At 64.1% G+C, this 20,285-nt stretch carries 20 protein-coding genes and 1 tRNA gene; 10 read left to right on the forward strand and 11 right to left on the reverse strand.

Annotated elements, in window-relative coordinates:
- Nucleotides 1-102: 102 nt before the first annotated feature.
- On the forward strand, nucleotides 103-495 hold the full coding sequence (locus tag MRBLMU1_RS27350; RefSeq protein ID WP_363508554.1) for a hypothetical protein: 393 nt from the start codon (nucleotides 103-105) through the stop codon (nucleotides 493-495).
- A 12-nt stretch (nucleotides 496-507) separates the two neighbouring features.
- Here MRBLMU1_RS27350 and MRBLMU1_RS27355 read toward each other — a convergent pair whose 3' ends face one another.
- The 3 genes from MRBLMU1_RS27355 to MRBLMU1_RS27365 form a co-directional block, all read right to left on the reverse strand.
- Entirely contained in the window at nucleotides 508-2,655 is a 2,148-nt protein-coding gene (locus MRBLMU1_RS27355) for a TonB-dependent receptor plug domain-containing protein (protein ID WP_363508557.1), read from the reverse strand.
- Between the two features lie 113 nt (nucleotides 2,656-2,768).
- Entirely contained in the window at nucleotides 2,769-4,376 is a 1,608-nt protein-coding gene (locus tag MRBLMU1_RS27360) for a peptidoglycan DD-metalloendopeptidase family protein (RefSeq protein WP_363508560.1), read from the reverse strand.
- Nucleotides 4,373-4,768 carry a BlaI/MecI/CopY family transcriptional regulator gene (locus MRBLMU1_RS27365; RefSeq protein ID WP_363508563.1) on the reverse strand — a complete coding sequence of 132 codons (396 nt, stop codon included), beginning with the start codon at nucleotides 4,766-4,768 and terminating at the stop codon, nucleotides 4,373-4,375. The genes MRBLMU1_RS27360 and MRBLMU1_RS27365 overlap by 4 nt, the downstream gene beginning before the upstream one ends.
- A 291-nt stretch (nucleotides 4,769-5,059) precedes the next feature.
- Between MRBLMU1_RS27365 and trhA the strand changes: the two genes are divergently transcribed.
- From trhA to MRBLMU1_RS27400, 7 genes are all read left to right on the forward strand, one after another.
- Complete coding sequence (gene trhA, locus MRBLMU1_RS27370; RefSeq protein ID WP_363508566.1) at nucleotides 5,060-5,677, forward strand: PAQR family membrane homeostasis protein TrhA; 618 nt, start codon at nucleotides 5,060-5,062, stop codon at nucleotides 5,675-5,677.
- Between the two features lie 21 nt (nucleotides 5,678-5,698).
- The gene (locus tag MRBLMU1_RS27375) at nucleotides 5,699-6,580 is read left to right on the forward strand and encodes a LysR family transcriptional regulator (protein WP_363508569.1); all 882 of its coding nucleotides are present in this window, start codon (nucleotides 5,699-5,701) and stop codon (nucleotides 6,578-6,580) included.
- A gap of 172 nt (nucleotides 6,581-6,752) precedes the next feature.
- Entirely contained in the window at nucleotides 6,753-6,914 is a 162-nt protein-coding gene (locus MRBLMU1_RS27380; RefSeq protein WP_315212430.1) for a hypothetical protein, read from the forward strand.
- A 122-nt stretch (nucleotides 6,915-7,036) separates the two neighbouring features.
- On the forward strand, nucleotides 7,037-7,414 hold the full coding sequence (locus MRBLMU1_RS27385) for a LiaI-LiaF-like domain-containing protein (protein WP_363508573.1): 378 nt from the start codon (nucleotides 7,037-7,039) through the stop codon (nucleotides 7,412-7,414).
- Nucleotides 7,411-8,118 carry a LiaI-LiaF-like domain-containing protein gene (locus MRBLMU1_RS27390; protein ID WP_363508576.1) on the forward strand — a complete coding sequence of 236 codons (708 nt, stop codon included), beginning with the start codon at nucleotides 7,411-7,413 and terminating at the stop codon, nucleotides 8,116-8,118. The genes MRBLMU1_RS27385 and MRBLMU1_RS27390 overlap by 4 nt, the downstream gene beginning before the upstream one ends.
- A gap of 2 nt (nucleotides 8,119-8,120) precedes the next feature.
- Nucleotides 8,121-9,209: a sensor histidine kinase gene (locus MRBLMU1_RS27395; protein WP_363508579.1), complete on the forward strand. Its 1,089-nt coding sequence runs from the start codon at nucleotides 8,121-8,123 to the stop codon at nucleotides 9,207-9,209.
- Between the two features lie 16 nt (nucleotides 9,210-9,225).
- Nucleotides 9,226-9,969, forward strand: coding sequence for a LytR/AlgR family response regulator transcription factor (locus tag MRBLMU1_RS27400; RefSeq protein WP_363508583.1), 744 nt, complete (start codon nucleotides 9,226-9,228; stop codon nucleotides 9,967-9,969).
- 14 nt (nucleotides 9,970-9,983) lie between these two features.
- Here the strand turns inward: MRBLMU1_RS27400 and MRBLMU1_RS27405 are convergent, their stop codons facing one another.
- From MRBLMU1_RS27405 to MRBLMU1_RS27435, 7 genes are all read right to left on the reverse strand, one after another.
- Nucleotides 9,984-10,292, reverse strand: a complete 309-nt coding sequence (locus MRBLMU1_RS27405; RefSeq protein ID WP_363508586.1) for a PEP-CTERM sorting domain-containing protein — start codon at nucleotides 10,290-10,292, stop codon at nucleotides 9,984-9,986.
- A 123-nt stretch (nucleotides 10,293-10,415) separates the two neighbouring features.
- Complete coding sequence (locus MRBLMU1_RS27410) at nucleotides 10,416-12,764, reverse strand: ATP-dependent DNA helicase (RefSeq protein WP_363508589.1); 2,349 nt, start codon at nucleotides 12,762-12,764, stop codon at nucleotides 10,416-10,418.
- The gene (locus MRBLMU1_RS27415; RefSeq protein WP_363508592.1) at nucleotides 12,761-14,401 is read right to left on the reverse strand and encodes a VRR-NUC domain-containing protein; all 1,641 of its coding nucleotides are present in this window, start codon (nucleotides 14,399-14,401) and stop codon (nucleotides 12,761-12,763) included. The genes MRBLMU1_RS27410 and MRBLMU1_RS27415 overlap by 4 nt, the downstream gene beginning before the upstream one ends.
- Nucleotides 14,402-14,496: 95 nt before the next feature.
- The gene (locus MRBLMU1_RS27420) at nucleotides 14,497-15,051 is read right to left on the reverse strand and encodes a phasin family protein (RefSeq protein ID WP_363508595.1); all 555 of its coding nucleotides are present in this window, start codon (nucleotides 15,049-15,051) and stop codon (nucleotides 14,497-14,499) included.
- A 65-nt stretch (nucleotides 15,052-15,116) separates the two neighbouring features.
- The gene (locus MRBLMU1_RS27425) at nucleotides 15,117-15,326 is read right to left on the reverse strand and encodes a hypothetical protein (protein ID WP_363508598.1); all 210 of its coding nucleotides are present in this window, start codon (nucleotides 15,324-15,326) and stop codon (nucleotides 15,117-15,119) included.
- 67 nt (nucleotides 15,327-15,393) lie between these two features.
- Entirely contained in the window at nucleotides 15,394-17,601 is a 2,208-nt protein-coding gene (locus MRBLMU1_RS27430; RefSeq protein ID WP_363508601.1) for an ATP-binding protein, read from the reverse strand.
- A 73-nt stretch (nucleotides 17,602-17,674) separates the two neighbouring features.
- Nucleotides 17,675-18,094, reverse strand: coding sequence for a winged helix-turn-helix transcriptional regulator (locus MRBLMU1_RS27435; protein WP_363508603.1), 420 nt, complete (start codon nucleotides 18,092-18,094; stop codon nucleotides 17,675-17,677).
- Nucleotides 18,095-18,220: 126 nt separating this feature from the next.
- On the opposite strand from MRBLMU1_RS27435, the gene MRBLMU1_RS27440 reads away from it, so the two are divergent.
- Complete coding sequence (locus MRBLMU1_RS27440; RefSeq protein ID WP_363508606.1) at nucleotides 18,221-19,069, forward strand: SDR family oxidoreductase; 849 nt, start codon at nucleotides 18,221-18,223, stop codon at nucleotides 19,067-19,069.
- A 114-nt stretch (nucleotides 19,070-19,183) separates the two neighbouring features.
- Here the strand turns inward: MRBLMU1_RS27440 and MRBLMU1_RS27445 are convergent.
- A tRNA-Leu gene (locus MRBLMU1_RS27445) sits at nucleotides 19,184-19,268 on the reverse strand.
- A gap of 152 nt (nucleotides 19,269-19,420) precedes the next feature.
- Here MRBLMU1_RS27445 and MRBLMU1_RS27450 point away from each other — a divergent pair.
- On the forward strand, nucleotides 19,421-20,218 hold the full coding sequence (locus MRBLMU1_RS27450) for a substrate-binding periplasmic protein (protein WP_363508609.1): 798 nt from the start codon (nucleotides 19,421-19,423) through the stop codon (nucleotides 20,216-20,218).
- Nucleotides 20,219-20,285 lie beyond the last annotated feature (67 nt).

Below are 20,285 nucleotides of genomic sequence, written 5' to 3' on the forward strand. Positions count from 1 at the left end.
AAACCTTACCACAGCACAGCCTTCAATCCGGCAATTTGATCCAGTCGATATTGCGGTTCGGTGCCGCTTGACGTTGTATCGTGCGGGGCGAATCATATAGCGATGGACGACCATCGATACATTGCGATTGAAGAAGCTCTCCGCGCCCTGCAAGCGAGCAACGAAGCCTTGCATGCGGACTCTGTGCTCGTGCGTGAGGAGGTGGCGGTAGTGCAGAGCACGGTCAACAGGCTTCAAAGCGACGTGACCAAACTCCAGGGCGGTGTTGCAGCTCAACAGACCTCATTGACGCAAGTGCAAGCGGAAGTCACGATTTTGAATGGCAAGTTCGATTTTTTCATTGAACATTACGCTAAAAAGGTGGACGTCGAAATGGTGCGCACAGAATTCTACAAGGCGATGGAGGCCCAAACGTGGCGGCTGATCACATGGATGACCGTGGTCTGTTCGGGACTAACTGCTGCGGTCTACTTCATCGCCCGCAACGTTCATTAGCCGCATGCTCCATCACAATTGATATTCCAGCATCACGCGCAGCGTGGCGCTGCTGGGTGTGACCGTCACGCGGTGCCGCACGCTGGCGGCGTCGACGTAATCGTGCCACTCGGTCGCGGTTTGCCGCAGCAGGTTGCCGCCGGCGATGCGCAGCTGCGTCTTCGCATCGATTTTCCACAACGCGTACAGATCCAGCTCCCGCTTTGGGGTGCCGCCCAGCCGTACCTGCCGCGCCTGCCGCACCGCGCCGCCGGCCTGGTAGTTCAGATTGCCGCCCACCGTCAGCGCCGAGCCATCCGGGCGATAGTCCGCCCCCAGGTTGGCGGTGAACGGCGTCTGCGTCTCCAGGCGGTTGTCCGGTCCCGGCACCTTGTCGACGCGCGACCAGTTGCGCGCCAGGTTGGCGCGCAGGTCGATCGCCGGCGCGCCCCGCAACAGGCGGCGCAGCGGCAGCTTGGCCTCGAGCTCCACACCGCGCACACTGGCGTTGCCGTTGTTGAACGGCGCTTCGACCCACTCGCCATCCTGCTCGAACAGGCGCGTGATCGTGACGTCGCGTATCCGCCGCAGATAGGCGCTGACGCTGACCAGCGCACCGTCGCCCAGATAATGTTCGTAGGCCGCGTCCAGGCCCCACGCCAGTTCCGGACGCAGATCCGGATTGCCCTGTTCGTCCGGATTGGTCGGGTTATTGTTGTTGTCTTTGGTGTAGCGGCGCGGCACCAGCTTGACCAGCGGCGGCGCCTTGTAGGTGCGGCTGACGGCCAGTCGCAGCACGTCCTTGTTCGGCAGCGCATAGCGCGTTTGCAGCGACGGACTCCAGACCGCCGAGCGCGAGTCCAGCGCATCGGGCGCGTTGGCCGCGTCGGCGCGGCTCGCGGTCTCCAGCCGCTCGTGGCGCAAGCCGAGATAGAGCGAGTAGTTTTTGGTCGCTTCCCACTCGTCCTGCACGAAGAAGGCCAGGCGATTGACGTTGGCGCGGTAGTCGGCGTTGTTGGCGCCGGTCTGCCCGCCGTCGGCACCGAACGTTCTTTCATTGCGGTCCTCGTTGCGCACGGCGCGGCTGACATCCCAGCCCAGCGCCAGCGCGTGGCGCTCACCGACCGGGTGGCGATAAGCGCCGCTGGCCGTCACGCTGGTCTCCGACGGCCCGGAATCGACCAGGTGCCGCGCCTTGGTATTGCCTTCGATATCCATACCATGGAAATCGAAGCTGCCGCTGCGACGGTTGCTGCTCACCCCCAGCTTCGTTTCCAGCTTGGCGCCGTTGGACATCAGGTGGGTCCAATTGACGTCGCTGCGCAGCATGACGAAGTCCGCGACGAAGTCGGCGAAGTTGCGGGGATACTCGCTGTTGTCGCCGACCAGCGCCGTTTCGTCGGCGTGGTTTCGATTGGCGACCCGCCGCAGATTGGCGAAGCTCTGCCAGCTCACCGTGTCGCCGCCGGCAAGCGTCCAGTTCAGGCGCGGCGTCAGGGTCAGCGAGTCCGTGCGGCCGGAATCGGTTTGCGGCGTGCGTCGCAGCAGGAGCAAGGCGCCGTTCAGGTCGCGCTGCTCCTCCTGGTCGGTAAAGGGCTTGTTCGTGTGCTTGCGCTGCGCCGTCGCCGCCAGGCTGTATGAATAGCCTTTGTCCTGGTCCGAGAACTGCGCCGTCAGCGTAGGCGTGGTCTCGCCGCCTTGTCGGGCGACGCTGGCGCCGAGCGAACGCTGGCCGCGCTTGACGGCCTTTTTCAGAATGACGTTGATGGCGCCGGCCACCGCCTGATTGCTGAATTCCGCCGTCGCGCTGCGCATGATCTCGATGCGTTCGATCATCTCCGGCGCGATGGAATCCAGCGAGAACCCGGCCGCCACCGGTTCCCCGTTCAGCATGATCTGTGTGTAGCCGTTGCCCAGGCCGCGCATGCTGATCGCGCCCCCTTGGCCTGGCGTGCCGGAGATGCTGATGCCCGGCAGGCGCTTGAGGGCATCGGACAGGGACTGGTCGCCCTGGCGCACCAGTTCCTCATGCTGGATGACGATGGCGGTGGTGGTTTCGCGCTGGCGCTGGTCGGCGCGGGCGCCCGTGACCTGCACTTGCAGCGGCTCGGGTATGTCGGCGGCGCTGGCGCCTGCGGCGGAGATCAGCAGCAAGCCGCCGGCGATTCGGTGTAACGGCATATCGGCTCCTTGGTGGTCGCCGCCAAAATTTGGGCGGCAGTTCGCCTTGCCGCAGCCTTGAAGGGCTGCGGGTTGGCGGCAACGATGATTGAAACGGGGAGTAGGGCGGGGGCCTAATAGCCTTGTTGTTGACGGCGGATCTTCAACGCACGCCTGGTGGCGTGGACGTCGAGATCGGCGAGCACCGTCGCCGGATCGATGGTCCGGTTATCCTGGCGCACTTCGAAGTGCAGATGCGGCCCGGTGGCGAAACCGCTTTCCCCGACGGCGCCGATCACTTGTCCGGCGGCGACGCGGTCCCCGGCCTTGACGGCAACGCTGTTCAAATGCGCATAAAGCGTTTGCCGCGCGCCGGTTTCGATGATGACCGAGGTGCCGTAACGGCCGTTGTTTTCGGCCAGCTCGCCGGATGCGATCACCGTGCCGGCGGCCGCCGCGTGTATCGGCGTGCCTTTGGGGGCGGCCAGGTCGATCCCTTGGTGCGGCTTGTCCGAGACGTCGCGCCACACGCCGAAGAAACCGGACACGCGCATCCTGTCGAGCGGATGGCGCCACGTCGTGGCGGCCGGCTCCAAGGAATCGACGGCCGCCGGTCCAGCCGTGGCCCGCCGCTCGATATTGAACGCCAGCGCAGGTTGCAGCATGGCGCCCGCCGCCAGCACCGCCGCCATCAGCACCGCGACGGTCCACGCGGCCACGGTGTTCAGCGCCGGTAGCGAGGTTTTTTGCATATGCAGGATGCGTGTGGCGATGGTGTCGCCATGAATGCCGCCGAACGCCAGGCCGCCGCCAGGTGGCATCGTCGCCTGCGCCTTCCACTGTTGCAGCAGGGCTGCGGCGTAGCGCTTACGCTGTTGCTGCGGACGGCCGGCCAGCACGCGCTGGTCGCACGCCAGTTCCAGCGCCCATGTCATCCTGGCGACCAGCCAGCGCAGCGCGGGATTGAACCAGAATACCGTTTGCAACGCGGTCGACACGCCCAGGCAAAGTGGATCGCGCGCGCGCCAGTGGTGCAGCTCGTGTGCGACGATCATCTGCTGCTGATCCGCGCTGAACTCCCGCAGATGGCGCGGCAGCAGCAGTATCGGCCGGCGCAAGCCGATCAGCATCGGCGAAACCGCCGCCTCGGTCTCCATCACCGTCAGGCGGGATCGTGCGATCCTGGACAACTGTTCTTCGCTGAACGCGCCGTGCGCCGGCAACTCGCGCGCCGGGAGCACCCGCGCGGCCGCCAGCAATCGCCGCCACAGCATGCGCGCGCGCAGTAGCCGGGCCAGCGCGTATGCCAGGCCTGCGGCGTACAAAGCGGTCCACAATATCGGCAGCCCCACGGCCAGCGCGGAGAACGCGGCCATCGACGGCGGCCGGTCACCGGCATCACTGGCTGCGTCGCGCGGCGCGATGCCGGCATGGCCGGAAGGCTGCGCTTCGCCGTGCCGATCGCCGCCATCCTCCAGCGCAAGGCGAAGAATGGCCGACGACTCTTCCGCGCCGAGTGTGACGGCCGGCGCCACGCTGATTTGTTCGCCGTGCGGCAGGAAAGGCAGCAGCGCCGCCCCGGCGACGACGATCTGCGCGGCCAGCCACACCGCGCGCCGCGCCGCCAGCGCCGGCCACACGCGCAGCGCGGCGTTCAGCAGGCAGTACATCGCCAATCCCGCCAGCGCGCAGCTGACGCCGGCCAGCAGCCATTTGAACATCAGTACATAGGCCGACATCATGGCTTGGACGCTTCGTCGTCGGGCCACTCGTGCAGCATCTGCTCCAACTGCGCCAGTTCATCTTGGTCGACCAGTTTGCTGCCGGTGAACATGGTGACGGGCAGCGGCGTGTCCATCTCCATCACGCGGCGGCCGAAGTCGTGCGCGAACGCCGCCAGGGTGCCGACTTTTTCCAGCTGCGCGCTGTAGACGTTGATGCCGTGCACGATTTGCAGGCTGACCATGTGCTTTTCCAGCATACGGTCGAGCGTTTTACGGGTCGACGAGAACGACCACGCCAGCTCGTCGGCGGCGGCGTCGTGGATTTCGCGGGCGCTGAGCGGCTGTTGCTTCCAGAGTGCCTTCAGCAAAGTCAGCTCGCTGACGGAGGGAATGGGAGTGTTGGTGGACATGGCTTGACCTTTATGCGACGATTGGGATGATTATGCGACATGTGTCGCAATCGGGTCAATCCCCAATTGCATGAATTTGTAACATTGCTTTGAATTAATTCCTAATATGCTACGATTGAGTTTTTGCTAATTGCAAATAAAATATGGTCGATGCAGGCTGGACCAAAGGTATCGCGGCGCGGGTACGTGGCTGAACGCTCGTGAACGTGACTGCGGCGGGTGGCGATGCGCTATACAATGCACCTGGCCACAGCGCTCCCTGCCGTGGCCACACCAGCATTGGAAGCACATATGTATTATGGAGAGCGCTTCAACAGCATCACGCACGTGATCGGCGCGGTGTTGGCAGCCATCGGCGGCGCGCTGCTGATCGTGATGGCGGCGCGCAGCGGCGACATCTGGAAGGTGGTCAGCTTCAGCGTCTACGCGGCCACCTTGCTCGGACTGTATCTGACCTCGACCCTGTACCACAGCATGCGTGGCCGCGCCAAAGACGTGCTGCGGCGGATGGACCATTGCGCCATCTATCTGCTCATCGCCGGCAGCTATACCCCGTTCACGCTGGTCAGCCTGCGCGGACCGTGGGGCTGGTCGTTGTTCGGCGTGGTGTGGGGCCTGGCCGTTATCGGCATCCTGCAGGAGATCTGGTATGCCAAGGGCGCGCGCGTGCTGTCGCTGGTGATCTATGTCGCCATGGGCTGGGTCGGCGTGATCGGCGCCAGTCCGCTGATCGACGCGCTGGGCTGGAACGGTTTCATGTGGCTGGCCGCCGGCGGCGTGGTCTACACGGTGGGCATCGCCTTCTTCGTCACCGACCACAAATGGCGCTACGGTCACGGCGTCTGGCATTTGTTTGTACTTGGCGGCAGCGCATGCCATTTCGGCGCAGTGCTGCTGTACGTGGCGTAACGATTTTTTTGAGCTGAAAACGTGGATATCAATTCCGACGATCTGAAAACTTTCATCACCGTGATCGACAGCGGCACGCTTAGCGCGGCGTCGGTCCATTTGGGCCAGACCACATCCGGCGTGAGTCGCGCGCTGTCGCGGCTTGAGGAGAAACTGGCCACCTCGCTGTTGACTCGCACCACGCGCCGCATGGAACTGACCGAGGAGGGCCACCTGTTCCTCGAACGCGCCCGGGCGATCCTGGGCGCGATGGAGGAGGCCGAGGAGACCATCCGCATCCGCCGCCAGAAGCCGGCCGGCCGGTTGTGCGTGGACGCGGCGTCGCCGTTCATGCTCCATTGCGTGGTGCCGCACATGGCCGAGTTCCGCGCGCTGTACCCGGACATCAAGCTCGAATTGAGCAGCAACGACCAGATCACCGATTTGATCGAGCACCGCACCGACGTCGCCATCCGCATCGGCGCGCTGACCGATTCGACCTTGCACGCGCGCGCCCTCAGTTCCAGTCCGCTCCATGTGCTGGCCAGCCCCGACTATCTGGCGCTGCACGGCACGCCGCAAAAGCCGGAGGACCTCGCGGCGCATTCGCTGATCGGCTTCGCGCAGTACGAGCAGGGCAACAGCTGGCCGCTGCGCCACGCCACCGGCAACAGCCTGCAGATCACGCCGTCGATCTCGGCCTCCAGCGGCGAGACGCTGCGCCAGCTGGCGCTGGCCGGGCAGGGGATCGTCTGCCTGGCCGATTTCATGACGCGCGCCGATCTCGACGCCGGCCGCCTGGTCAAGGTGCTCGAGGACAGCTACACCGGCTACCGGCAGCAGATCCACGCGGTTTATTACCGCAACACCCAACTGGCGCAGCGCATCAGCTGTTTTCTCGAGTTCCTGCAACGTAAGCTGTGAGGTAAGCCTGGATCGTTGCCAGTGTGTGGCGGCGTACAGATATCGATAGCGTAGCGACGTACACTGGCCTTGCGTGCTTGGAGCGCATCGTCAGATGAAAGCTCAGCAGCAGGTAAGCCGGTAGCCTCAAGTACCGGCACCAAACAACAGGGTTGCTGACTGGGAGAACATCATGTCGCAGACTACTCATCCATCCAAGCATTTGGTCCGGGCCTACCTGGAGCGTCGCACGCGCGACGTCAAACCACCGCCCAAGCCCGAGGAAATCCGCCGCCAGCTGGGGTGGGGCATGTTGATGTTCGAGCCCAAGTTGAGCAACGGCGGACGCTCCTGAACCCGAGCGAGCGTTCCCGCGTTTCGCCATTCACCGGCTCTTTTCCGCTATTCGCCGAATAGCGGTTCCCCCGTCTTCCGTTCCCCGGTATTGTTCTATCCATACCGACTTGGGGAACTCACATGAACGCAGAAATAGCTTATCAATGGCGCAAACAGCTCGTTTGGGGCATGCTGATGATCGCCGTCGGCGCCGCTTTCCTGCTGGAGCGCGCCGGCTACATCGACTTCGATGTCGACATCACGCGCCTGTGGCGCTACTGGCCATGGCTGGCTGTCATCAGCGGCATCACGCAGCTCATTCCACCCACCTCGCCGAAGTACATCCTTGGCGGCCTGGGAAGCCTGTTCACCGCCGGCTGGTGGTACATCTCTTTCAACCGCATCTGGGGTTGGGGCTTCGAGGACACGTGGCCGGCGGTGATCATCGCCTTCGGCATCGGCCTGCTGCTGCGCCCACTGCTCGATAACATCTTCGCCGCGGCCAAGGAGCAAAAATGAGCTCCTTCGCCAAAACCGATCCAAAATCGCAGATGGCCATCGGTGTCGCGGTCATCGTCATCGGCTTGCTGTTCCTGGTCGATAACCTGGGCTGGATCGACCTCGATTTCCGGCGCCACCTGCTGCCGCTGGCGCTGATTTTCTTCGGCGCGCTCAAGTTGATGCAAACCCGCACCTCATCGGGCAGATTGATCGGCGGTGGACTGATCGCCGGCGGTTGCGTGATTTTCCTGCGCCGCTTCGGCATCTTCGACATCAGCTGGCAATCGCTGTGGCCCGTGATGCTGATCGTGTTCGGCATCGCGGTGGTGCTCAAGTCGGGCACCGGCAGTTCCGGGTTCAAGCAAGCGAGCGCCAAAGTCGACAACGAGTTCGATCAGATGGAAGTCGACATCACCTCGTTCATGGGCGCCTTCAAGCGCCGCATCATCACCGCCGATTTCCGCGGCGGCGAGATCACCGCGCTGATGGGCGGCTGCGATCTCGATCTGCGTCAAAGCTCGATCAACGGCGAGGCGGTGCTCAACGTGTTCTCCCTGTTCGGCGGCGTCACCATCAAGGTGCCGGTCGACTGGACCGTGGTGTTGCAGGGCACGCCGATCATGGGCGGCTTCGAAGAGAAGACCGTGCCGCCGGCCACGCCGGGCAAGGTATTGTACGTGCGCGGCTACGCCATCATGGGTGGGCTGGAAGTACGTAACTAAGAATGCAGGATAATTCCCCCGGCCGGCGCGGCGCGGCCATCTACATGGTCGTGTGGTTGTTCATCGGCGTCGCGCTGGGCGCGGTGATCTCGCTCTCCAGCGACACGCCGATGGCCAACGCGATGCTGTTCGCCATTCCGATCAACCTGGTGTACGCGTTCGCGGCCGGCTACTCGGCCTACTACCTGTGCCGCGCCTACCCGCTGGGCAGCCGCCGGCCGCTGTCGATCGCGCTGGTACTGATGGCGGCGGCGGTGGTGTGCGGGATACTGTGGCTGCTGCTGGGACATATGTGGAACGGCGTGACCATGCTGGCGGGCGCCGACTGGGCGGGCATCGTCATCACCCGGCAGTTGTCGGCGCTGATCGTCGGACTGGGCATCCTGCTGTACGGCTTCGCCGCCGCGCTGCATTACATGGTGATCGAATTCGTGCGCGCCAAACAGGCCGAACAGCGCGAGCTCGAATCGCTGCTGATGGCGCAGGAGGCCGAGCTGCGCATGCTGCGCACGCAGATCGATCCGCACTTCCTGTTCAACAGCCTCAATTCGATCAGCGCTCTGACCTCCCAGGACCCGAAGGCGGCGCGCCGCATGACGATCGAACTGGCGAGCTTCTTCCGTCAAAGCCTGGGCATGGAGGCGCACAAGAAGGTCACGCTGGGCGAGGAGATGGTGCTGATACGGCATTTCCTGGGGATCGAGCAGGTGCGCTTCGGCCAGCGGCTGCTGGTGGAGGAGGCGTTGGAAGAAGCCGCGCTGGCGTGCCTGGTGCCGCCGATGATCATCCAGCCGCTGGTGGAGAACGCCGTCAAGCACGGCATCTGCAATATGCCCGAAGGCGGTACGGTCAGGGTCGGCGCGCGGCGCGCCGGATCGATGCTGTATATCCGCGTCGACAATCCGGTCGACGCGGATACGCCGCCGGCGGCATCCGGCACGGGCAAGGGCAGCGGCATTGGCCTGACCAACGTGCGCCAGCGCTTGGCGGGCGCGTACAAACACGAAGCCAGCATCCATTGGGGCTTCAACGAGAACGGCTTCGGCGTGGAAATCGCGATGCCGGCGCAAACGATCGAGGGTGGAGAGTAATGGTGGAGATCAGCACATGCGTATCGTAATCGTCGACGATGAAATGCTGGCGCGCGCGGTGGTGCGCGAGTACCTGTCCGAACACGCGGATGCGGAGATCGTGGCCGAATGTGCCAACGGCTTCGAGGCCGTCAAGGCGATCACCGAGCTGTCGCCGGATCTGGTGATCCTCGATATCCAGATGCCCAAGCTGGACGGCTTCGAGGTGGCAGAACTGGCGGGAACGAAGACGCGCTACATCTTCGCCACCGCCTTCGACCAGTATGCGATCAAGGCGTTCGAGTTCCATGCGCTCGACTATCTGCTGAAGCCCTTCAGCCAGCAGCGTTTCGATCAGGCGCTGGCGCATGCGCGCGCCAATGTGGGCAAGGGCGACGGCGCCGCCGATCCCGTGGTGGATAACCTGGTGCGCGAGGCGGTCGGACGCAACAAGCCGCTGGGCCGCGTGCTGATACGCGACGGCGCCAAGGTGCACGTGATCAGCAGCGACAAGATCGACTACATCGAAGCGCAGGACGATTACGTGCGGATCCGGGCGGAGGGCAAATCCTATCTGAAGAACCAGCGCCTGACGGAGCTGGAGGGGCAGCTCGACGGCGAACAATTCTTGCGCATCCATCGTTCATACATCGTCAATATCGCCGGCGTAGAACGTATCGAGCAGGCCACCAAGGACAGTCACGTGGCGATCCTGCGCGATGGCGTCAAACTGCCGGTGAGCCGCAGCGGCTATCAGAAAATCAGGGCGGCGATGCAATAAGCATCGCTGCGGTGTTAAAACGGCTTGCTTTGTTTGCGCGCCGCGATGCCGAGCACACTCAGGCCGAGCATGACCGTCAGCACCGCCGACGGCTCCGGCACGGAAGACACGGGCAGCACCAGAAGCGTGTCGTTGCCGGTGGCGATGACGGTGCTGGCGCTATAGTCGTATTTGGACAGGTAGGCCTGGGGATCGACGCTGGCATTCCAGACCGGGGAAGGGCCGCTGGCGACCTCATCGTTGGCAACAATGATCACGGCGGCGAATGATGGTGAACTGATCAGCAATAGCGCACACAGCATGAAGCAAATTGTCTTCGGCATGCATCCACCTGTTGTTAGTTATAAACAAAAGCCTTGTGAGCCCAGTTAGTCATCATACTATGGAATAATTATCATTATATTATTTAATTTTCCCATGGTGACAACATCCGCAATAGTGTGCGGCTATGGTGTGGGAGTGGCGGATTCAATCCGCCACCAGGCCGGCATCAGCTGCTGGATTTCCGGGCGGCCAAAGCGGTCGTCGATCAGGTAGACGGTGCCCTGGTCGGACTGGGTGCGGATCACGCGGCCCGCCGCCTGCACCACTTTTTGCAACCCGGGATAGGTGTAGGTGTAGTCGTAACCGGCGCCGAAGATGGCGTCCATGCGCAGGCGGATTTGCTCGTTGACGGGATTGATCTGCGGTAGTCCCAGGGTGGCGACGAAGGCGCCGATCAGGCGCGCGCCGGGCAGGTCGACGCCTTCGCCGAAAGAGCCGCCCAGCACCGCGAAGCCGATGCCTTCGCTCTCCAGCGTGAAGCGGGCCAGGAACTGCGCGCGCTCGGCTTCGTCCATGCGGCGCGACTGGCGCCACACCGGCACGTCCGGATAGGCTTCGGCGAACTGGTTGGCCGCCTTTTCCATGTAATCGAAGCTGCTGAAGAAGGCCAGGTAATTGCCGCGCTGGCGCTGGTACTGACGGCCCATCAAGGCGGCGATGGGACGCAGCGATTGCTGGCGGTGCTGATAGCGCGTGGAGATGTGCGCGGCCACCTGCACCGACAGCTGCTCGGCCACGAACGGCGATTCGACGTCGACCCAAGCCGTGGTGTCGGGCATGCCGAGCATGTCGCCGAAGTAGTTCCATGGACTGAGCGTAGCCGAAAACAGCGCGGTGGTGTGCGTGCTCTCGAAGCGCGGCTTGAGAAACGGCGCCGGCACGATGTTGCGGATGCAAAGCACCGAGTTGGAATGGCTGGCGCGCGCGCCTTCGCTTTTCTCGATGTCGAACAGCGCGTGGTCGCCGAAGCTCTCGGCCAGCCGCGCGAACAGCAGGGCGCCGAAGTAGAACTCCTGCAGGTCGGCGTCGACATGGCTCGGGTGGTCGGCCATGTAGTCGGAGATCGCGGTGGCCGCCGTCTGCAGCGCGCCCATGAATTTTTCCGGCAAGGTGGCGTAGCACTGGTACTCGGCCGTCTGGTCCTTCTCCAGCTGGTTCCATTGCCGGTGCACGCGGTCGAGCGGCTTTTTCAATTCCTCCGGCGCCACCTTGCGCAGCATGCGCAGGCTGGCGTGCTCCATCTCTGCCGAGTACATCTTGCGCGCGCGGGAGACCATGTTGTGCGCCTCGTCCACCAGCACGTTGACCTTCCAGTCGTTGAGCAACGTGAGGCTGTGCAGCATGGCGCTGATGTCGAAGTAGTAGTTGTAGTCGCCGATGACGATGTCGCACCAGCGCGCCATTTCGCTGCTGAGGTAATACGGGCAGACGTCGTGCGCCAGGGCCACCGCGCGCAAGGTCTCGCGGTCCAGCGCGAGGAAGGATGCTTTCGCCGGCTCGGCGCCGTCGGGCGTATCGGCCGGCACCGTCGGCGGCAGCATGATGTCCAGCGCCGACTGGCGCGCGGCCGGAAGACGGTCGTAGAAACCCTTGGCCAGAGGGCACGATTCGCCGTGGCAGGCCTTGTCCGGATTGACGCAGGCGGTGGACTTGGCCGCCAGCTCCAGGGTGCGCAGAGGCAGCAGCGGCGCGCCCTCGCGGATGATGTCGACGGCGTCCAGCGCCATCTGCCTGCCCGAGGTTTTCGCGGCCAGGAAGAACACCTTGTCGACGCCATGTTCGGCGCTCGCCTTCAACATCGGGAACAGGCTGCCGACGGTCTTGCCGATGCCGGTCGGCGCCTGCGCCAGCAGGCACACGCCCCGGTTGCTGGCCTTGTACATCGCCTCGGCCAGTTGCCGCTGGCCGGGACGGAAATCCGCGTGCGGAAAACGCATGGCCTTGAGCTGCGCATCGCGCGCCTCGCGGTGCGCCATCTCCTTCTTCGCCCATTGCAGGAACAGGCCGCACTGTTTTTCGAAATAGGCGCGCAGCCCGAGCGCAGTATGCTCCTCGTGCAGCAGGGTTTCCTTCTGGCTGCCGATGTCGAAGTAGACCAGCGCCAGATGCACCTTGTCGAGGCCTTGGTCCTGGCACAGCAGATGGCCGTAGATCTTGACCTGCGCCCAATGGAGCTGGCGCTGGTTGTCGGGCATCTTCTTCAAGTCGCCGCGATAGGTTTTGATTTCCTCCAGCCGGTTGGCGCGGCGGTCGTAACCGTCGGCGCGGCCGCGCACGTGCAGCGGGCCGAAGTCGCCGGACAACGGGATCTCGGTCTCGTAATCCTCGTCGCGGCGCGACGTCACCAGCGCGTGGCCGGCGATGCCTTCCTGCGCGGTGGGCGAGGGCGTGAAGCGCAGATCGAGGTCGCCGGTCTTGGCGGTGAACTCGCACAACGCGCGCACGGCGACCGTGTACGTGGCCGCGCTCATGCCGCCCATTGCAGATAGCACACCGAGATCGGCATCTGGTGCGTGGCGCAGTATTCGATCCAGCGCAGCTGGTTGTCCTGCAGGCGGTCGCCGGGACCCTTCACCTCGATCATGTTGTAGCGCCGCTCGGCGGGCCAGAACTGGATCAGGTCGGGGAAACCGCTGCGGTTGGCTTTGATGTCGAGCAGGATGCGCTCGAAGGCGCGCTTCAGGTGCAGCGGCGGGATGCAGTCGAGCGCCAGCCCGATCAAGTCCTCGTCGAGCGCCTCCCAATACAGGAAGGGCGACTGGATGCCGCTCTTGGCCGCGTAGTTGGCCAGGATGGTGGCGCGGTAGCGGTCGCCGTCGAGCTGCGCCAGGCAGTCGGCGAATTGCTGCGCGCGGCGGCGCTGGAAGTCGGCGCTGTGCAGGTCGGCGGGGCCGCGATGGTAGGGATGGAAGAAGGCGCCCGGTATCGGACAGAACACCGCGTCCCAGCACAGCAGGCCGAACAGGGAGTTGATCAGCGAATTTTCAACGTAATAGACCGGCGCGTCGTCGCGCGTCAGGTGGTCGCGCACGACGAACTCGACGTAGTTCGGTTCCTGCGGCGGCGGCAGGCTCAGGTCGATGCGCCGCGCCTGCGCCAGCGGCGTGCGCGGCGGCTTGGCGTGGCCCAGCTTGCGCGCCAGGCGTGGCGCCATGCGCAGCAGTTGTTGGCGTTCGGCCTCGCTCTCGGGCTGTTGCAGCGCGACCTGAAGCAAATCAAAAGCCTCGCGCGGCTGCTCGTCCTTCTCCAGCACGCGGATGGCGCGCGCGCGCGCGCCCGGATAGTGGCAGGTGGCGTAGAGCGCATGCGCGGCCTTCCAGTCGGCCAGCTTTTCCACATGCTGGGCGATGGTGAAGGTCAGTTTGTCGCGGCGGCTGCGCAGCCATTCGTTATCGTCCGAGCAGGGCGGCAGATCGCGGATCACGTCGGCCGGGTCCTCGCCGTCGACAAAGCGCTCGTGGCACTGGTGCAGCATCAGGAAGTCGTCGATGTCGCGGCGGCTGCGGAAACCGCGCGCGGCCGGCGAGAACGCCACCTTCTCGTACTGGTAGATGCCCAGGTCGGACAACACGAACTCGGTCCAGTCCTGGTGATAGTTGCCGAAGAAGATAAGGCGCAGGCGGTCGCACAGCTGCTGCGTCAGATGGCTGTAGACATGGTCGCCCGAATTCTCGTACCAGTTGGAAAAGCGGTGCCGGCCATCGTACTGCTCGCGCAGCGCCTCCAGCTGCTCGCTCTTGCGCAACTGCCGCACGTGCGGCGTCAGCTGGAAGATCTTGCCGATCTCCGGCTTTTGCAGCAGATCGAACAGCTGATCCAGGTCCAGTAGCGGATCTTCCTCGATCAGGCCCAACTCGGTGAGCGGACGGGCGGCCTCGTGCGCGCTACCGATCTCGGCGTAGGCCAGCTTGCTCGCACGGAAAAGCGTTCCCTTGCGCATGACCATGCGCACCAGCAGCGCGCGCGACGCCTGTGGCAGCGTGGGAAAGGCGGAGAGGAAATCGCGTTCCTCGGTGGTCAGCAGATCGTCGTAGCGGTCGCCTATCCACGTCAGCACCTGATGGAAGTTATCCAGGTAATAAAACGCGTTGTCGAGAACTTTGATCATTGCAGGGGAAGCGAGAAGAGCGATAAACTGTATTTATATACAGTGTATCGCTTTCAGCATCGCTTGCCCAGCAAAATCAACCGGGAGGGAACGGATCAGGCTTGTTTGGAGGCGGGGGTGTTTTTTTCGACCATTTCGCTGGCTTTGGCGATTTGCGCTTCGACCGCCTGAACCGCCTGCTTGGTGGCTTTGGTGACTTGCTCGTAGCCACTGAAGGCGTTGTCGATGGCGGTCTTGACGATCTGCACCGCGTTTTCCGAGCCGGGACGCACGTTTTTGGTGACGTCGTAGATCAGCGCGCTCAGGTTGCTCTTGGCCTCGGCCACGTGGGCGTCCGCGGCGCGGGTGAACTCTTCGCGGATCTCGGCGATGATGACGCCCAGTTGCTGGTTGTAGGCGTTGGCGCCGGCGACGCCGGGCTGCAGCTTGGCGGCGGCCAGGCTCATCGCCGCTTTCGGATCGGCCGCCTGGCTCATTTCCTTGCCGGTGGCCAGGCCTTCCTCCATCTGCGACTTGGCGGTGGCCATGTTCAGCGCCACCACCTGCTCGACGCCTTGCACGGCTTTGCTGGTGAGCGCGTTAAACGTTTCAAGCTGGAACTCAAACAGGGCTTTGGTGGCGTTGGCAAATTGCTCGGGATTCGTAAACATACAGTCTCCTCATTATGATGATGGTATGTAATGCCCCGGGGTTCTCCCGTGTTGTTGTGGGTCCATTATTTAGCAAGAACTAACTTTTCGCAACGGCTATCTTTATACGGTCCCGCGACCTTCTCCCAGCCGGCGCCGAGCGGGGTTTGCGAACACGCCAGCTTGCCGTCGATTTTGCTGCGGTACTGCCACCAGGGCGCCGGACCGGCGCTGAGCTGGGCGCTGCACAGCATCAGCGCCAGCAGGGCGGCGACACGCGTATTGATATTCGTCATGGGGCGAGCGTACAGCAAATCGGCGCCGGTGGCGATGCGTGTCGATCCGACATCATGGTCGATAGCATCATAGCGGCGCCACCTTCGGCAGCCGCAAGGTGAAGCGCGCGCCTTCGCCCTCGGTGCTGGTGACGTCGATGCGTCCGCCCAGCACGCCGGTGACGATGTTGTGGGTGATGTACAGGCCCAGTCCGGAGCCGCCCGAGCCGAGCCGGGTGGTGAAGAAGGGATCGTAGATGCGCGGCAGGTTGGCGGCGGGGATGCCGGCGCCGGTGTCGCCGACCTCGATGACGATCTCGCCGTTGCCGCCGTCGCGGGCCGACAGCGTGATCGTGCCGCGGTTGTCCCCCTTGCGGCCGTCGAAGCCGTGCACGATGCTGTTTTCGATCAGATTGTGCAGCGCCTGGCTGAGCGGACCCGGATAGCTGTCCATTTCCAGCATGTGGTCGATGTCCTCCTCCAAGGTCAAGCCGTGCTGGCGCAGGTCGGCGTCGAGCGGTTGCAGCAGTTGCGCGATCGGGTCGCCCAGCACGAAGCGGGCGCGTTGCGAACTGGCGCTGTCGACGGCGATGCGCTTGAAGCTGGCCACCAGCGCCGCCGCGCGGGTCAGGTTGCGCACCACCACCTCGTCGGCGCTGGCGGCCTCCCTCAGGTAGCTTTCCAGCGCCGAGCGGCGCAGGCCGCTGTCCATGTCGCGCCGCAACTCGGCCGTGCGCTCGCTCATGCTGCTGGCCATCACCAGGCTGTTGCCGATCGGCGTGTTCAGCTCGTGCGCCACGCCCGCCACCAGCGCGCCCAGCGCCGCCAGCTTGTCGCGCCGCACCAGTTCCTCCTGCGTCAGGCTGAGGTTGTCGAGCGCGGTGATCAGTTCTTCGTTGGCGTGCTCGGCTTCCTCCTTGGCCTGCAACAGCTCGGCCGTGCGCGCGGCCACCAGTTCCTCCAGATGCTCGCGGTGGCGCCGCAACTCTTCCTCGCGGCGGGTGCGGACGATGGCGATGCCGGCGATGTAGGTGGCCGCGCCGATCAGCGTCAAATCCTCGGGGCTGGGCGTGCGCACCTCGCGGTAGTACATCGCGAACGAACCGAGCACCGTGTCCTTGTCGAGCATGATCGGCATCGACCAGCACGCGCGCAGGCCGTATTGCGCGGCCAGCGCCCGGTAATCGGCCCACAGCGGATCGTTCATAATGTCGGCCACCACCACCGTTTGCTTGCGGTGGATGGCGGTGCCGCAGGAGCCGGCCACCGGACCGACCGCCAAGCCTTCGAGGGCGGCCAGATAGTCCGGCGGCATGCTCGGGCCGGCGCCGACCTGGACGGTGACGCCGTCCGGCGCCAGCAGCATCGCCGTGCACATGACATCCTCGGACTGCGATTCGATCAGCAGCATCAGGCGGTCGAGGATCTCGCGCAGCGGCGCGGCGCGGGCTATCATCTCGAGCAAGCGGTTTTTGCCGTCGCGCAGCGCGTCGGCCAGCTTGCGCCGCGTCACATCGACCACCCGCATGTGCATCAGCCGGTGCGGCCCCGAGTTGAGCGGCACCATGCGCAGCTCGCAGCACAAGGGGCGCCCGGAGCTGTGCCGCATGGTCAGTTCGAACAGCTGCACGCCGCCCGCCATGACTTGCTCGACATGCGCCTCGAACACCTGCGGCGACGGGCGTCCGTCCGGTTGCGCGGGCGGACACAGCGACAGAAAATGCGTTTGCACCAATTCCGTTTCGGTCAGCCCGAACAGCTCGCGCGTGCGCCGGTTGACGTCCAAAATGCGGTAGCTGCCGCGTTGCAGCAGCAGGATGGCGTCCGGCGAGCCGGACAGCATGGTGTGGTAGTTGACCTCCAGCGTGGACATGGCCGGCAGGCCGGCCTCGATCGGCGCGGGCGGGATGGCCTTCAAGCGCAGCAGGATTTTTTCGGCCAGGTCGTCGGCGTTGAAACTGAGCGGCAGATAGACTTCGGCGCCGGCCGCCCGGGCGCGCTCGCGTTCGTCCTCGCTGGGCGAGCTCGACAACACGTAGATGGGCAAATCGGGGCCGCACACCCGGTGCAGGCGCTGGCACAGTTCCAGGCCGGCGCTGCCTGCCAGGGCCGCGTCCAGCGCGGCCAGGGCGACGCCGCCGGCGGCGGCCACGACCAGCGCCTCGTCGCCGCGGCTGACGGCGCGCACGTCGTAGCCATACCTACCCAGCGTCTTGCCCAGCGTGACGTGATCGTACGCCGAGCTGGTGGCAATCAGTATCGTGTGCGGCTGATCGGGTGGGAACGGCGGCATCATGAGAGAGGGTCCCGGTTCCGCAAAGCGGAGGTGAAAACTAGTGTATTACAAGATGGGTGGGACCCGCCAGCGTTTATGCCGCCGTCACCGTGGCCGCTTCCTGCGCCTGTTTAATTTGTGGAAAGTTATCCTCGATCCAGTCGACCAGCACCTCGAGCCGCTCGGCGGCCTCGCGTCCCAGCGGGGTCAGGCTGTACTCCACATGGGGCGGCAACACCTGTTGCGCCACACGCAGCACCAGGCCGTCGTAGGCCAGCGCATCGAGCGTCTGCGCCAGCATTTTCTCGCTGACCCCGCCGATCGCGCGCCGCAACTGGCTGAAGCGGTGGGTGCCGTCGAGCAGCACGACCAGCACCAGCACGCCCCAGCGGCTGGTGATGTGGGCCAATACGGCGCGTGACGGGCAGTCGGCGGCGAGCACCTCGGCGCGCTGGCCGTCGCCAAGGGCCGCGAGGCTGTTGCGCAGGGATTTGCTGGTTTTCGGCTCGGTCATGGCGGTTTCCATTCTGGATAGGGTGTACTTACTAAATTGTACGTACTTACAATTCGAAAGTATAGGCTTTATGATAGTCCGGACCGCGCGGAATGTCCCTGCGGAGCTTAATTCAAAGGAGAAATCATGATTATTGTTACCGGTGCAACCGGCCAACTGGGCCGCCTGGTGATCGCCAGCCTGTTGAAAACCACGCCCGCCGCGCGGATCGTCGCCGCCGTGCGCGACGTCGCCAAGGCCGCCGATCTGGCCGCGCAGGGCGTGCAAGTGCGCCGCGCCGATTACAACGACCCCGCGTCGCTGGATAGCGCCTTCGTGGGCGCAACCAAGGTGCTGCTGATCTCGTCGAGCGAGGTGGGGCGGCGCGTGCCGCAGCACCGCGCCGTCATCGACGCGGCCGCGCGCGCCAAGGTCGGCCTGTTCGTTTACACCAGCGTGCTGCGCGCCGATAGCAGCCAGTTGGGACTGGCCGCCGAGCACCGCGAAACTGAAGCGCTGATCCGCGCCTCCGGCCTGGCCTACAGCCTGCTGCGCAATGGCTGGTACGTGGAAAACTATACCGCCGGGCTCGCTGGCGCGCTGGCGCACGGCGCCTTGGCCGGCGCGGCGGGGGAGGGACGCATCGCCGCCGCCGCCCGTGCCGACTATGCGGACGCGGCGGCTGCCGTGCTGTCCAGTGCCGGGCCGGTCGAGCAGGTGTATGAACTGGCGGGCGACACGGCGTTCACGCTGGCGGACCTGGCGGCGGAATTGTCGCGCCAGTCCGGCAAGCAGGTGCCGTTCCACAACTTGCCGCAGCAGGAATACCGCGAGATGTTGATCGGCGTGGGCCTGCCGGCGCCCGTGGCCGACCTGATCGCCGATTCCGACGCCGCCGCCGCCAAAGGCGCGCTGGACGACAGTGGCCATGCGCTGAGCAAGCTGATCGGCCGTCCGACCATCACGCTGGCGGACGCCGTCAAAGCGGCGCTGTAGCGTTGGAAATCGAGCTCGCTGTGGCATGCCCAGCGTTGCGCAAAACCGCGCGGGAATGAAAAAAGCTCCATCTGACCTCTCGGTTGATGGAGCTTTTTTGCGTATCCGGTAGAGTGGTGCCCACGGAGGGACTCGAACCCCCACACCTTGCGGCACATGGACCTGAACCATGCGCGTCTACCAATTCCGCCACGTGGGCACTGAACTGCTTGCTGCTTCTTGCTTCCGCTGCGTGTTCTGCAACAGAGGCCCGAATCTTAAAGGAGGGCTGTCACCTCGTCAATAGCAAATTTGGTGCTTGGGCGAAATTTTTTGATTTGAAAGTTGCGATTGTTTCACTACAATCAATTCATGAATGATAGTCACACTCTTTGCCTGCTGGCCCTTGTTTCCATCCTGTCGCTGCCCTTGGCCGCAAAGGGGGCGGAGGTCGTCACGCTGATCGCCGGCGAGTGGGTGCCATACCTTTCCGAATCCTTGCCGGACAACGGTCCGGTAGCGCGTGTGGTCACCGAGGCGTTCGCACTGGAAGGTATCACTGTGAAGTATTTGTTTCGTCCATGGAACCGGGCATATGCCGAAGCCGCCCAGGATCTGGCCCACGGCACGCTGGTCTGGAGCATGTCCGGCAAGCCGACCGACCGCACCCGTCGCTTCCATCAAAGCGCGGTGCTGTTCTACGGCCAGTCGGTGTTCTTTCACCGAAAAAATTTCCCCTTTCAATGGCGCGGCGAGCAGTCATTGAAGGGCCTGCGCATGGGCGGCACGGCCGGCTATGAGTATTTTTTCGATAGAAGCCCGCTGCTGAACATCGACAAGTCGGCCAGCACCGATGCGCAGAATTTCCATAAGCTGCTGGCGGGGCGCTTCGACGTGTTTCCGCTCAACTTGGATGTCGGCTTGTCGATCATGAAGACCGACCTGACGCCGCAGGAGGCCTCGGTGCTCACGTGGGATCCGCGTCCCTACAACATCGCCCACTACCATATTTTGTTCAACAGGAAGAACCCGGCCAACACGCGCCACGTGGCGCTGTTCGATCGCGGCTTGAAGCGTTTGCGTGAGAGCGGCCGCTACGATCAAGTCATGCGCGGTTTCACGCAGGAGGACAAGTTTGGCAGTTTGGAAAAAAAGATCCGGGCGCAGTGAGTGCCGCGCCCTGCGCCCGTTTTTCCCTATGGTCCATGCGACACTCCTAAAAAGTGTCAACGTATTT

The organism is Burkholderia sp. LMU1-1-1.1, assembly GCF_040675865.1.
Taxonomy (GTDB): domain Bacteria; phylum Pseudomonadota; class Gammaproteobacteria; order Burkholderiales; family Burkholderiaceae_D; genus Rugamonas.